9 protein-coding genes are annotated in these 13,232 nt (G+C 65.3%); 8 read left to right on the top strand and 1 reads right to left on the bottom strand.

Going from position 1 to position 13,232, the window contains the following annotated elements:
- Nucleotides 1–303: 303 nt before the first annotated feature.
- From glnE to J5M58_RS14630, 8 genes are all read left to right on the top strand, one after another.
- On the top strand, nucleotides 304–3,237 hold the full coding sequence (gene glnE / locus J5M58_RS14665; protein ID WP_207878583.1) for a bifunctional [glutamate--ammonia ligase]-adenylyl-L-tyrosine phosphorylase/[glutamate--ammonia-ligase] adenylyltransferase: 2,934 nt from the start codon (nucleotides 304–306) through the stop codon (nucleotides 3,235–3,237).
- A gap of 222 nt (nucleotides 3,238–3,459) precedes the next feature.
- The gene (gene waaF / locus J5M58_RS14660) at nucleotides 3,460–4,509 is read left to right on the top strand and encodes a lipopolysaccharide heptosyltransferase II (RefSeq protein ID WP_112251452.1); all 1,050 of its coding nucleotides are present in this window, start codon (nucleotides 3,460–3,462) and stop codon (nucleotides 4,507–4,509) included.
- The gene (waaC, locus tag J5M58_RS14655) at nucleotides 4,510–5,568 is read left to right on the top strand and encodes a lipopolysaccharide heptosyltransferase I (protein WP_015268679.1); all 1,059 of its coding nucleotides are present in this window, start codon (nucleotides 4,510–4,512) and stop codon (nucleotides 5,566–5,568) included.
- Entirely contained in the window at nucleotides 5,568–6,692 is a 1,125-nt protein-coding gene (locus J5M58_RS14650; protein WP_207878581.1) for a glycosyltransferase family 4 protein, read from the top strand. The genes waaC and J5M58_RS14650 overlap by 1 nt, the downstream gene beginning before the upstream one ends.
- Entirely contained in the window at nucleotides 6,689–7,495 is an 807-nt protein-coding gene (gene rfaP / locus J5M58_RS14645; RefSeq protein ID WP_112251454.1) for a lipopolysaccharide core heptose(I) kinase RfaP, read from the top strand. The genes J5M58_RS14650 and rfaP overlap by 4 nt, the downstream gene beginning before the upstream one ends.
- Nucleotides 7,495–8,229: a lipopolysaccharide kinase InaA family protein gene (locus J5M58_RS14640; protein ID WP_112251455.1), complete on the top strand. Its 735-nt coding sequence runs from the start codon at nucleotides 7,495–7,497 to the stop codon at nucleotides 8,227–8,229. Before rfaP ends, J5M58_RS14640 begins: the two co-directional genes overlap by 1 nt.
- Nucleotides 8,226–8,978: a lipopolysaccharide kinase InaA family protein gene (locus J5M58_RS14635; protein WP_207878579.1), complete on the top strand. Its 753-nt coding sequence runs from the start codon at nucleotides 8,226–8,228 to the stop codon at nucleotides 8,976–8,978. The genes J5M58_RS14640 and J5M58_RS14635 overlap by 4 nt, the downstream gene beginning before the upstream one ends.
- Nucleotides 8,978–10,420, top strand: coding sequence for a lipopolysaccharide kinase InaA family protein (locus tag J5M58_RS14630; RefSeq protein WP_112251457.1), 1,443 nt, complete (start codon nucleotides 8,978–8,980; stop codon nucleotides 10,418–10,420). Before J5M58_RS14635 ends, J5M58_RS14630 begins: the two co-directional genes overlap by 1 nt.
- Here J5M58_RS14630 and J5M58_RS14625 read toward each other — a convergent pair.
- Complete coding sequence (locus J5M58_RS14625) at nucleotides 10,381–13,200, bottom strand: DUF6543 domain-containing protein (RefSeq protein ID WP_207878577.1); 2,820 nt, start codon at nucleotides 13,198–13,200, stop codon at nucleotides 10,381–10,383. The genes J5M58_RS14630 and J5M58_RS14625 overlap by 40 nt on opposite strands.
- Nucleotides 13,201–13,232: the final 32 nt, after the last annotated feature.

Here is a 13,232-nt window from a genome sequence, read left to right as displayed (position 1 = left end):
TTGGATTACCGGGGTGTCCTCCGGCGCCGTGTAGTTTTACTACATTTGCTTTCGCATTTCATGCTTTTACACGACACGAGTAGTAGTAAAACTACATTTGTGCGACGTTTCGTCGCATGTTGGCTTGTGAGGAAAAACGTTCATGTTGGTTGGCGTTGTGTCGCGAGCGGGTAATTCTTGATGTTTGCTACCAATTTTCCGTTTTTTTCAGCTATTTCCAACTTTTGTACGACAGTCCAACCGTGGTCCGGCTTCCCCTTGGCCGCTTGTTCCCCTCTCTTTCACGCCGATCAAGGATAGACCATGCGCCTACCTTTGCCGTCCGATCTGCCCGCCACCTTGCAGCCGCTGATCATTCGCAACCAGCAATTCCTCAGCGATGCGGTGGCTGCCCACCCGGAACTCGACCTGCACATCTGGAGCCCGCTGCATCGGCAACAGTTCGACCAGGTAGCCGCCGCCAGCGACTTCGTCCTCGGCCTGGCCCGGCGCGAGCCGGCCATGCTGTTCGGCCTGCTGGCCAGCGGCGAGCTGGACCGGCGCTACGCTGCCGGTGAACTGCGCGGGCACATCGCCGCCACGGCCCAGGCGGCGCAGAGCGAAGACGAGCTGGCGCGCAACCTGCGCCGCGAGCGCAACCGTCAACAGCTGCGCATCATCTGGCGCGATATCACTCGCCAGGCCGAGTTGGGCGAAACCTGCCGCGACCTGTCCGACCTGGCCGATGCCGCCATCGACGAAGCCTACCAGTGGCTGTACCCGCGCCACTGCCAGCAGTTCGGTACGCCTGTCGGTAACCGCAGCGGCCAGCCGCAGCACATGGTGGTGCTGGGCATGGGCAAGCTGGGCGCGGTGGAGCTGAACCTGTCGTCGGACATCGACCTGATCTTCGCCTTCCCCGAAGGTGGCGAAACCGAAGGGGTGAAGCGCTCGCTAGACAACCAGGAGTTCTTCACCCGTCTGGGCCAGCGCCTGATCAAGGCCCTGGACCCGGTCACCGTCGACGGTTTCGTGTTCCGCGTCGACATGCGCCTGCGCCCCTACGGATCGGCCGGTGCGCTGGTGCTCAGCTTCAATGCCCTGGAGCAGTACTACCAGGACCAGGGCCGCGACTGGGAACGCTACGCGATGATCAAGGCGCGGGTGGTGGCCGGCGACCAGGCGGCCGGCGCGCAGCTGCAGGAGATGCTGCGGCCGTTCGTGTACCGCCGCTACCTGGATTTTTCCGCGATCGAAGCGCTGCGCACCATGAAGCAGCTGATCCAGCAGGAAGTGCGGCGCAAGGGCATGGCCGACAATATCAAGCTGGGTGCCGGGGGCATTCGCGAGGTGGAATTCATCGCCCAGGCCTTCCAGCTGATCCACGGCGGGCGCGACCTCAGCCTGCAACAGCGGCCGCTGCTGAAAGTGCTGGCCACCCTCGAGGGCCAGGGCTACCTGCCGCCAGCCGTGGTCGCCGAGCTGCGCGAGGGTTATGAATTCCTGCGCTATACCGAGCACGCCATCCAGGCCATCGCCGACCGCCAGACGCAGATGCTGCCGGACAGCGAGACCGATCAGGCGCGGGTGGCCTACATGCTCGGTTATGCCGACTGGCAAAGCTTCCATGACCAACTGACGCACTGGCGTGGCCGCATTGACTGGCATTTCCGTCAGGTGATCGCCGACCCGGATGATGAAGACGGCGAAGGCGAGCTGGTGGTGGGTGGCGAATGGTCGCCGCTGTGGGAGCAGGCGCAGGATGAAGAGGCCGCTGGCCGTCAGCTGCAGGAGGCCGGCTTCCAGCAGCCCGCCGAAGCCCTGCGGCGCCTGGCCGCGCTGCGCTCCAGCCCGCAGCTGCGTTCGATGCAGCGGATTGGCCGTGAGCGCCTGGACGCCTTTATCCCGCGGTTGCTGGCCCAGGCTGTGGAGCATGACAACCCCGACCTGGTGCTCGAGCGCGTGTTGCCGCTGGTCGAGGCCGTGGCGCGGCGTTCTGCCTACCTGGTGTTGCTCACCGAAAACCCCGGCGCCTTGCGCCGCCTGCTGACCCTGTGCGCCGCCAGCCCATGGATTGCCGAGCAGATTGCCCGCTACCCGCTGCTGCTCGACGAGCTGCTCAATGAAGGCCGCCTGTTCAGCCCGCCACTGGCGCCGGAGCTGGCCAGCGAATTGCGCGAACGCCTGACGCGCATCCCCGAGGACGACCTGGAACAGCAAATGGAGGCGCTGCGCCACTTCAAGCTGGCCCACAGCCTGCGCGTGGCCGCCTCGGAAATCAGCGGCAACCTGCCGCTGATGAAGGTCAGCGACTACCTGACCTGGCTGGCTGAGGCCATCCTCGACCAGGTACTGGCCCTGGCCTGGCGCCAGACCGTGGCCCGCCACGGCCAGCCCAAGCGCAGCGACGGCAGCCTGTGCGACCCGGGCTTCATCATCATCGGCTACGGCAAGGTAGGTGGCCTGGAGCTGGGTCACGGCTCGGACCTGGACCTGGTATTCATCCATGACGGCGACCCGCAGGCGGAAACCGACGGCGCCAAGCCGATCGACAGTGCGCAGTTCTTCACCCGCCTGGGCCAACGCATCATTCACCTGCTGACTACCCAGACCAACTCGGGCCAGCTGTATGACGTGGACATGCGCCTGCGCCCGTCGGGTGCCTCGGGCCTGCTGGTGAGCTCGCTGGGTGCGTTCGAGCGCTACCAGCAGAACGAGGCCTGGACCTGGGAGCACCAGGCCTTGGTGCGGGCCCGGGTGCTGGTGGGCTGCAAGCAGGTGGGCACGGCATTCGAAGGTGTGCGCGCCAAGGTTCTGGGCCAGGCCCGCGACCTGGAAAAACTGCGCAGCGAAGTGAGCGAAATGCGCGCCAAGATGCGCGATAACCTCGGCACCAAGGCCACCGCTGCCGGTACCGCAGCCAACGCTTTCGAGGCCGGTGTGCCGTTCGATATCAAGCAGGATGCCGGCGGTATCGTCGATATCGAATTTATGGTGCAATACGCCGCTTTGGCCTGGTCCCACGACCACCCGGCCATACTCCGATGGACCGATAACATCCGCATTCTGGAAGAGCTGGAGCAGGCGGGTTTGATGCCGGCCAGTGACGCGGTGCTGTTGCGTGAAGTGTACAAGGCGTTCCGCTCGGCCTCGCACCGCCAGGCTCTGCAAAAGGAGGCTGGGGTGATCGATGCAGCGCAGTTTGCCGATGAACGCCGTGAGGTGCGGCGGATCTGGGGTGAATTGGGTCTGACTTGAAGGCCTCGCCAACCCTGTGGGAGCGGGTTCACCCGCGAAAAGGCCACGCGGTGCATGGCACCGGCTTCGCCGGTGTTCGCGGGTAAACCCGCTCCCACAGGGTCTGCAGTCAGCGACGGATATGCCTGAGTGGTACACTGTCCGCCACATAGCCTGAATATAAAGAGGGGAGGCCAGGCTGTACCGCAGCCTGTAGCCTCCCCGAGCGTTTCTGGACTAAGCATGAGAATACTGATCATTGGCCCCAGCTGGGTCGGCGACATGGTGATGGCGCAGACCCTGTTCCAGTGCCTGAAACAGCAGCACCCCGACTGCGTGATCGATGTGCTGGCCCCCGAGTGGAGCCGGCCGATCCTGGAGCGCATGCCCGAGGTCCGTCAGGCCCTGAGCTTCCCGCTCGGCCACGGCGCACTGGAACTGGCCACGCGGCGACGCATCGGCAAGTCCCTGGCCGGCCAGTACGACCAGGCCATCCTGCTGCCCAACTCGCTCAAGTCGGCGCTGGTGCCGTTCTTTGCCGGTATCCCCAAGCGCACCGGCTGGCGCGGCGAAATGCGCTTCGGCCTGCTCAACGACGTGCGCAAGCTGGACAAGGCCCGCTACCCGCTGATGATCGAGCGCTTCATGGCCCTGGCCTACGCACCCGGCGCCGAGCTGCCGCAGCCGTACCCGCGGCCCAGCCTGCAGATCGAAGCGCAAAGCCGTGACGCCGCCCTGGCCAAGTTCGGCCTGGAGCTGGACCGCCCGGTGCTGGCGCTGTGCCCCGGTGCCGAGTTCGGCGAGGCCAAGCGCTGGCCGGCCGAGCACTACGCCAGCGTGGCCGATGCGATGATCCGCCAGGGCTGGCAGGTGTGGCTGTTCGGCTCGAAGAACGATCACCCGGTCGGTGAGCAGATCCGCGATCGGCTGATCCCGGGGCTGCGTGAAGAATCGTCCAACCTGGCCGGGGAAACCTCGCTGGCCGAAGCCATCGACCTGATGTCCTGTGCCCATGCCGTGGTGTCCAACGACTCCGGCCTGATGCACGTGGCCGCCGCGCTGAACCGCCCGCTGGTGGCCGTTTACGGCTCGACCTCGCCGGGCTTCACCCCGCCGCTGGCCGAGCACGTGGAAGTGGTGCGCACCGGCATCGAGTGCAGCCCGTGCTTCGACCGCACCTGCCGCTTCGGCCACTACAACTGCCTGCGCCTGCTGGAACCTGGCAAAGTCATTGCCGCCCTGCACAGCCTGAGCGGGCCGGACCTGATCGATACCGTGGCCGAGGTCGACTAAGTGCGGGTACTGATCATCAAGACTTCGTCGCTGGGGGATGTGATCCACACCTTGCCGGCGCTTACCGATGCGGCCCACGCCATCCCGGGCATCCGCTTCGACTGGGTGGTGGAAGAAGGCTTCGCCGAAATCCCCAGCTGGCACCCGGCGGTCGACCAGGTGATCCCGGTGGCCATCCGCCGATGGCGCAAGAACCTCTGGCAAACCATCAAGAGTGGCGAGTGGAAGGCGTTCAAGCAACGTGTACGCGAGCGCAAGTACGACCTGGTGATCGACGCCCAGGGCCTGGTCAAGTCGGCCTGGCTGACCCGCTATGTGAAGGCGCCGGTGGCTGGCCTGGACCGCTACTCGGCCCGCGAAGGCTGGGCCAGCCGCTTCTATGACCGGCGCCTGTCGGTTGCTACCGGCCAGCACGCGGTAGAGCGGGTGCGCCAGCTGTTCGCCATGGCCCTGGCCTATGACCTGCCGGAAGGCATCGGCAATTACGGCCTCGACCTCGAGCGCCTGCAACTGCCGCCTGCCGCCCCCTATGTGGTGTTCCTGCATGGCACCACCTGGGCGACCAAGCACTGGCCCGAAGCCTACTGGCGCGAACTGGCCGAGCGCATGGGCCGGCGCAAGCTGGAGGTGCGCCTGCCGTGGGGCAACCCTGCCGAGAAGGCGCGGGCCGAGCGCATCGCCCAGGGGTTGAACAATTGCCAGGTACTCCCCAAATTGAACCTTGCCGGCGTCGCCCGCGTGTTGGCGGCGGCAAAAGCCTGCGTGGCGGTCGATACCGGCCTTGGCCATCTGGCGGCGGCACTCGATGTGCCCACCATTTCGCTGTTCGGCCCGACCAACCCGGGCCTGACCGGCGCCTACGGACGGACCCAGATTCACCAGGCCAGTGACTGGCCCTGCGCGCCCTGCCTGCAGAAAAAGTGCACCTATAAACCGAGCGCCGACGACCTGCGCCGGTTCGATCTGAAACGCGAGTGGCCGCTGTGCTTCACTCGCCTGAATCCCGAGCATGTGGCGAGCCGCTTGAGCGCGTTGCTGCTGGCTGAGGATGTCCGTTGATGCAACTGGCTTTCGTGCTTTACAAATATTTCCCCTTCGGCGGGCTGCAGCGCGACTTCATGCGCATTGCCCTGGAATGCCAGAAGCGGGGCCACCAGATCCGTGTGTACACGCTGATCTGGGAGGGTGACATTCCGCCGGGCTTCGAAGTGCTGGTGGCGCCGGTGAAGGCGATTTTCAACCACCGCCGCAACGAGAAGCTCAGCGCCTGGATGGCCGCCGACCTGGCCAAGCGCCCGGTCGACCGCCTGATCGGCTTCAACAAGATGCCTGGGCTGGATGTGTACTACGCCGCCGATGGCTGTTTCGAGGACAAGGCGCAGACCCTGCGTGGCGGCCTGTACCGCCGCTGGGGCCGCTACCGGCACTTTGCCGAGTACGAACGTGCGGTGTTCGCCAAGGATGCCCATACCGAAGTGCTGATGATTTCCGAAGTTCAGCAGCCGCTGTTCATCAAGCACTACGGCACCCCGGTGGAGCGTTTCCACCTGCTGCCGCCGGGCATTTCCCAGGACCGCCGCGCGCCGGCCAATGCCAGCGAGATCCGCGCGGAGTTCCGCAAGGAATTCAACCTGGGCGACGACGACCTGCTGCTGGTGCAGATTGGCTCGGGCTTCAAGACCAAGGGCGTCGACCGCAGCCTCAAGGCCCTGGCCGCACTGCCTTCGGCCCTGCGCAAGCGCACCAGGCTGATGGTGATCGGCCAGGATGACCCCAAGGTGTTCCAGCTGCAAAGCGCTACCTTGGGCCTGGGCGATCAGGTGCAGTTCCTCAAGGGCCGCAGCGACATCCCGCGCTTCCTGCTGGGCGCCGACCTGCTGATCCACCCGGCGTACAACGAGAACACCGGCACGGTGCTGCTCGAGGCGCTGGTGGCCGGCCTGCCGGTGCTGGTCTCCAAGGTGTGCGGCTACGCCCACTACATTGCCGAAGCCGACAGCGGCCTGGTGCTGGACGAGCCGTTCGAGCAGGAACAGCTCAATGGCTACCTGCAGCGCATGCTCGAGGACCAACAGGCCCGCGCCAGCTGGTCGCGCAACGGCCTGGCGTTTGCTGAAACCGCCGACCTGTACAGCATGCCGCAGCATGCCGCTGATGTGATCCTGGGGCAGGAGTCCGCATGAAGCTGATACTGGCCGAACCGTTCAAGCGCCTGTGGGCCGGGCGTGATGCCTTCGATGCCGTTGAGGCGCTGCAAGGCGAGGTCTATCGCGAACTGGAAGGGCGCCGCACGCTACGCACCGAAGTCGCTGGCGAGGGCTTCTTCGTCAAGATCCACCGCGGCATCGGCTGGGGCGAGATCTTCAAGAACCTGCTCACCGCCAAGCTGCCGGTGCTCGGCGCCGGCCAGGAATGGCAGGCCATCCAGCGCCTGCACCAGGTTGGCGTGCCGACCATGACTGCCGTCGCCTATGGCGAGCGTGGCAGCAACCCGGCCGCGCAGCACTCGTTCATCATCACCGAAGAACTGGCGCCGACCATCAGCCTGGAAGACTTCAGCATCGACTGGGTCAGGCAGCCGCCCGAGCCGCGCCTCAAGCGTGCGCTGATCGCCGAAGTGGCGAAGATGACCGGCGGCATGCACCGCGCCGGGGTCAACCACCGCGACTGCTACATCTGCCACTTCCTGCTGCACACCGACCGCCCGGTGACGGCGGACGACTTCAAACTGTCGGTGATCGACCTGCACCGCGCGCAGACCCGGGCGAGAATCAGCCGCCGCTGGCGCGACAAGGACCTGGCCGCGCTGTACTTCTCGGCGCTGGACATCGGCCTGACCCAGCGCGACAAGCTGCGCTTCCTGCGCGGTTACTTCCAGCGCCCGCTGCGGCAGATCCTGAAGGACGAAGCCGCGCTGCTCGCCTGGCTGGAGCGCAAGGCGCAGAAACTCTACGATCGCAAGCAACGCTATGGAGATGCACTCTGATGGCGGGGTGGACACTGGCGCCGGGCTATGAACACCTGGCGGCGGACTTCGGCAGCCTGGAAGCGGTATTCGCCTTGCAAGGCGAGCGCCTGACCCGCGACCCCATCAGCGAGGTGGTGCGCGTCGAACGTGGCGGGGTCAACTACTACGTCAAGCGTTACACCGGGGCCGGCAAGCACATGCGCCGTTACCTGGGCCGGCCGCGGATCAAGGCCGAATGGCAGAACCTCAAACAGTTCGACAAATGGGGCATCCCCACTGCCGAAGTGGTGGCCTGGGGCCTGGAGCGCAATGGCCTGGCTTTCGGTCGGGGGGCGATGATCACTCGCGAACTGCCACGCACCGAAGACCTGTCGGCGCTGGCCGAGCGCAACGATGCACGCCTGGCCGATCGCGCCTGGGTCGGGCATGTCAGCAGCCAGCTGGCGCGCCATACTCGGGTCATGCACCAGCACCACTTCGCCCATAACGACCTGAAATGGCGCAACCTGCTGGTCGACGACCATGGCACGCTATTCTTCATCGACTGCCCCACCGGTGATTTCTGGCGCGGCTTCATGTGGCGGCACCGGATGATCAAGGACCTGGCGTGCCTGGACAAAGTGGCCAAATACCACCTGTCGGCAACCCAGCGCCTGCGTTTCTACCTGCAATACCGTGGCCGCGACCGGCTGAATGTGCGTGACAAGAAACGCATTCGCCAGGTGGTGAGCTTTTTCGAGGGAAGGGAATGACCGATTATCTGGCCAGCGCGGACATCGCGCTGCTCAAACGCCATGGCCTGGACGACTTCGAGGCGCTGTGGGCGCTGCAACTGGATGCCGTGGACGAACCAAACACCGGCCGCGGTGGCTGGAGCAGCGTGTTCCGCCTGGAGCTCGAAGGCAAGGGCTACTACCTCAAGCGCCAGAGCGACTACCTGACCCGTACCCTGCACCGGCCATTTGGCGAACCGACCTTCGCCCGCGAATTCCGCAACATCAGCCGTTACCAGAAGCTGCAGATTCCGGCCTTGCAGGCGGTGTTCTATGGCGAGCGCAAGCAAGGCGGCACGCACCGGGCGATCCTGATGACTCGCGCCCTGGACGAATGGGCCGACCTCGACAGCCTGCTGGCCCGGTGGCCACAACTGAGCGATGCTGAACGCAACGGCGTGCTGCAGGCTTGCGGCCAGCTGGCGCGTACCCTGCACAGCGCCGGCCAGGTGCATGGCTGCTTCTACCCCAAGCACATCTTCCTGCGCCAGCGCCGCGAAGGCTGGGACGCGCAACTGATCGACCTGGAGAAGACCCGCCCCCTGCTGTTCGGCATGCGTGACCGTCTCAAGGACCTTGAGCCGCTGCTGCGTCGCGCCCCTGTCTGGAGCGGGCGCGATGTACGTAGCTTGCTGGCCAGCTACCTGGCGCAGCCTGCCGACGGCACGCTGGTCGATACCTGGCTGCAACGCCTGACGCAACGCCGTCGTGAAAAAGAGGCCCGCTGATGCGTTTGTCTGAATTGAAAGAGGCCGGGCGCAGCCCTTCGTTGCCCCTGAGTATCACCCTGGCCGATGCCGCCGGCACGGCCGACCTGCAATTGCTCAGCCTGCTGCGCGTGCTGCCGGGCCAGCGCTATGTGGGCGCCGGCGTGTGGCGCGGTACACCGGTGTTGGCCAAACTGCTGGTCGGTGGTAACGCTGCACGGCATTTCCAGCGCGAACTGCAAGGCGTGAAGCTGCTGGCCGAGCAGGGCCTGACCACGCCGAAGCTGCTGGCCGATGGCCTCAAGGAAGGCGAGGGTGGCTGGCTGCTGTTCGAGTTCCTCGACGGGGCCGAAAGCCTGGCCGATGCCTGGGCGGCAGTGGAGAGCTTGCCGGTGCTGGCCGATGAGCAGCATCTGGTGCTGGGCGAGGCGCTCACCGCAGTGGCGCACATGCACGCCCAAGGCCTGTGGCAGGAAGACCTGCACCTGGACAACCTGCTGCGCCATGGGGGCAAGCTTTACCTGATCGACGGCGCCGGCATCAAGGCGGAAACACCTGGCCAGCAGCTGTCGCGCCCGCGTGTGCTGGAAAACCTTGGGGTATTCTTCGCCCAGCTACCCAAGCGCCTGGAACCGTTCATCGAAGAGCTGCTGGTGCACTATCTGCTGGCCAACGCCGAGCATGCGTTGCCGCTGGAAGCCTTGCAGAAGCAGGTGGACAAGGTGCGCAGCTGGCGCCAGAAGGATTACCTGGAAAAGGCTGGCCGTGAATGCAGCCTGTTCAGTGTCGAGCGCAGCCTTTCGGGCTTGCGGGCGGTCCGCCGCAACGAGGTTGAAGCCATGCTGCCGGTGTTGGAGCAGGCCGACGCGTTGATCGACCAGGGCCACCTGTACAAGACCGGTGGCGCTGCCAGTGTGGCGCGCATCGAGGTTGGCGGCCGCACACTGGTGCTCAAGCGCTACAACATCAAGAACACCGCACACTGGTTCAAGCGATTCTGGCGGCCGAGCCGGGCCTGGCATTCGTGGATCGAAGGGCATCGCCTGGAGTTCCTCGACATCGCCACGCCGCGCCCGTTGGCGGTGCTGGAGCAGCGGGTCATGGGCCTGCGCAGCCGTGCCTACCTGGTCACCGAGTATGTCGATGGCCCGGACCTGGCCGAGTGCTTCGCACCCTATGTGGAAAACGGCGATGCACCCGAAGAGCAGGTCGATGCCCTGGTACATGTGATGCAGCAGCTGATTCGCGAGCGTATCAGCCATGGCGATTTCAAGGGCCATAACCTGTTCTGGGACAACGGCCAGTGGTCGCTGATCGACCTCGATGCCATGTGCCAGCACGCCACCCAGCTCAGCTTCGCCCCGGCCTACGCCCGTGACCGGGCGCGGTTGCTGCGCAACTGGCCGAGTGGCAGTGCCCTGCATCAGCGGCTGGACCGGCTGCTGCCCAGGCTGGCCGAGTAATCCGCCGGCAGTGTCAGCCAGTCGCTGCTGCGGCCTGGCTGGCGCACGCGAATGCGCCACTGGCCGTCCTGGCGGCGCAGCACCGCCCAGGCGTGCACCGCGCCGAGCGCGTGTTGCGGGATGCCTAGATGGTAATGGCCTGGGAGCAGGTGCCGGCGCACCGGTAGCTGCTTGCCCGCCAGCAGCAGGTAAAGTTGCCCATCGGCCTCGTACAGGTCGTCCTCGGTCGCTAGCGCCAGGCCTTCGCGTTCGGGTTGCAGGCGGCAGGTTTCGAACAGGTGGCTGAGGTCGGGCAAACCGTCGTGCCAGAGCACGGGCGAGTCGACCACCCAGGTACCATCGCGAAGGCGCTTTAGCGGCAGTTGCACGTAGGCGTCCGGCTGCCTGGGGTCCAGTGCCCGCCAGCGCTGGCCGTCGAAGTTTACGCTGTACATGCGCCCATGGCTGTCCTTGACGAAATAGCGGTCCGGCCCTGCTGTAGCACTGATCTGTTCGTAGACCTTCTCCCCGTGAATACCGTCGATCCGGTAGCGCAGCTTGCTGATGTCGACCGCGGCTTCGTGGCTTTTCGGTAGCGGCCTCGGTGGCTGTGGTGGCAAACCGCGCAGGGCCCGGCGCATCAAGGTTGAGCCGGCAAAACTGTTTAGCCCGTCGGCGGTGTGGCTGAGCGCGGCAATGGCGTGGTGCAGGGTGGCTTCGTAGTCGTCCCGATGCATCGCTTCCACGCCATCCCAGATGGAAATGGCCATGCGCCCGAAGGCCAGTGCCGACATGGCGGGTGCAGGCAGCACCAAGCTGATCAGGTCGAGGATAAGGCGCAGGGTGGCCAGGCTGAACTCGCCCAGCACTTCGTTGTTGCTGCGGCTGTTGCTGTCGGCCTCGGCCATCAGCATTTGCACCTCTGCCCGGTAGCAGGCTTGGTACAGGTTGCCGGTAATGATCGGTCGTTGCACGTAGGGCCCCAGGCGCCCCATGCGCAGCAGTTTGTCCAGCCGTTTGCGGTTGGCTTGGGGCGCCCGTTGAATCACGTATTCGCGCAGCGCCGGGGTATTGCGCAAGGTCCGTAACAGGTCGCGGGTGTTGCGGAATTCGCGCCAGGCACGGCGGTCGGGCGCATCCGGGGTGTAGACCACCAACGACTGGACACTGGCGACCTCGGCATTGAGCAGCAGTACACCGTGCAGGGTATGGCCGTCGATGAGCAACTGGCGGACCACGATGCGGTGTTCCTCGATGGTCGGCCGCCAGCCGCTGTCTGGGTAGTGAATGATTGCCCTGACCCAGCGATAGCCCTGCTCCAGCGGGTCGTTCAGGAAGTGCCCGGCGTAGCGGGCCTTGGCCGCTTCGGCGTGCATGCGCGCACGGTTTATGGCGCCATGGGCCTGCATGCGCCAGCGACCGGCGGCGGAGTCGAGCAGGTGGTGGCGCAGGTAGCGAAGGTAGCCACTGCCAGCATCCAGGTTGCGCACCAGTCGTTTGACATGCGCAGGCGTGAGCCTGGGCAAGGCGCTTCCGTCAGCGCGCTGGACTCGTGCGGTCAGCCAGTATTCGACATCGAACCAGGCGATGTTGAGCAGAGCCAACTCGTCCAGGCGGTAGCTGAGCGGTACCATTTCGATGGTATCGCCCACCTGTGGGCGGCTTGCTGCTGCGATGTAGCTGGAGGGTGCCAGCGGATTCAGCAGCGGGCCTTTGCGCCGGGCCATGGTGACCTTGACGAGGATCTGCTCGGCAGGCGTGTGGATGCCGTGTTCCCGGCGCAGCTGTTCGCCCAGGCGGTCACGGACCCATGCCAGCAAGTGATTATGCTGGCTGAACTGCTCCAGGGTCAGCAGCCCGGGCGCGGCGGCCTGGGTGATGGCTCCGGCGAGCTCCTGCATGGTTTGCATGATGTGCGCCAAACCTTGTGCGGAAGCATTGCGCAGCCAGCTGGGCAAATGTTTTTCCAGCAGCAGTGCATAACGCGTGGCCAGGGCATGCTTGCAACCCATGAGGCTCAGCAAGCCTTGCTGGTTGGCCAGCATGGCGCTGAAGTCTGCCAGGTCGGGCGCATGCTCATGCTGCCAGGCGGTTTGCCAGGTAATTGCCAGGCGTTCGCGCTGCACATCGATCAGGTCTTGAACCTGCTGCTCGACCATGTCCTCGGCAAACCACTCGTAACGCAGCTGGTCCGCTTGCTGGATCAACTGCTGGTCTTCAATGCGGGGCAGCAGCTGCAGCATGGGTTGGCTTTGCAGCGGGTCGTCGAGACGTTCGCACAGCTCGGTGTGCAGTTCGGCGAGGTTGGCGAATGCCTCGATGCCATGTGAAAGGCTGCACAGCAAGGCCAGGCCGCTGGTTGTGCCGGGCACTGCAGCGCTGCCCTCCGGGCTACCGGCCACGAGCACCAGCGCGCCCCGCAGGTGCAGCCGGCGGTTGGGGCTCAGGCTGCTGAAAACCGGGCGGTACAGCTGTGCGCGCTGCATGGTGGGCAGATGTCGGCGCTGCCAGGCCCGTGGCGAAGCCAGGCAGGTGCGTAGCAACACGATAGCGTCGTAATCGAGAGTCTGGTCGGCCAGACGCAGCTCCAGCTCCGCAAGCAGCTGCTCGTGACGCAGTTGCAGCAAGCGCTGGAAGCGGCTTTGGCCCCCGGCAGGGGCTTCCTTCCAGAACAGTGCCAGGTCACCGAAAAAGCGCTGGCGCAGCTGCAAGTGCGCCAGGCCGTCGACCGGGGCGGGCTGCCCTCGTTGCAGGGCAGTGATCTGGGTGTCCAGGGCTTCGAGGCGTTGTAGCGGGGTCATGGTGTAGTTCCGTGGGTCAAGGGAGCCACACC

It is taken from the genome of Pseudomonas sp. 32_A (assembly GCF_017490905.1).
Lineage (GTDB): Bacteria > Pseudomonadota > Gammaproteobacteria > Pseudomonadales > Pseudomonadaceae > Aquipseudomonas > Aquipseudomonas inefficax.
The sequence above is the reverse complement of the archived record's forward strand: the minus strand, read 5'-3'. Positions and strand labels throughout refer to the sequence as shown.

Bases quoted from the DNA above. Each gene is read 5' to 3' on its own strand.
- rfaP (WP_112251454.1), top strand. From the start codon at position 6,689: ATGAAGCTGATACTGGCCGAACCGTTCAAGCGCCTGTGGGCCGGGCGT.
- J5M58_RS14625 (WP_207878577.1), bottom strand. From the start codon at position 13,200: ATGACCCCGCTACAACGCCTCGAAGCCCTGGACACCCAGATCACTGCC.
- J5M58_RS14650 (WP_207878581.1), top strand. From the start codon at position 5,568: ATGCAACTGGCTTTCGTGCTTTACAAATATTTCCCCTTCGGCGGGCTG.
- J5M58_RS14630 (WP_112251457.1), top strand. From the start codon at position 8,978: ATGCGTTTGTCTGAATTGAAAGAGGCCGGGCGCAGCCCTTCGTTGCCC.
- J5M58_RS14640 (WP_112251455.1), top strand. From the start codon at position 7,495: ATGGCGGGGTGGACACTGGCGCCGGGCTATGAACACCTGGCGGCGGAC.
- glnE (WP_207878583.1), top strand. From the start codon at position 304: ATGCGCCTACCTTTGCCGTCCGATCTGCCCGCCACCTTGCAGCCGCTG.
- waaF (WP_112251452.1), top strand. From the start codon at position 3,460: ATGAGAATACTGATCATTGGCCCCAGCTGGGTCGGCGACATGGTGATG.
- J5M58_RS14635 (WP_207878579.1), top strand. From the start codon at position 8,226: ATGACCGATTATCTGGCCAGCGCGGACATCGCGCTGCTCAAACGCCAT.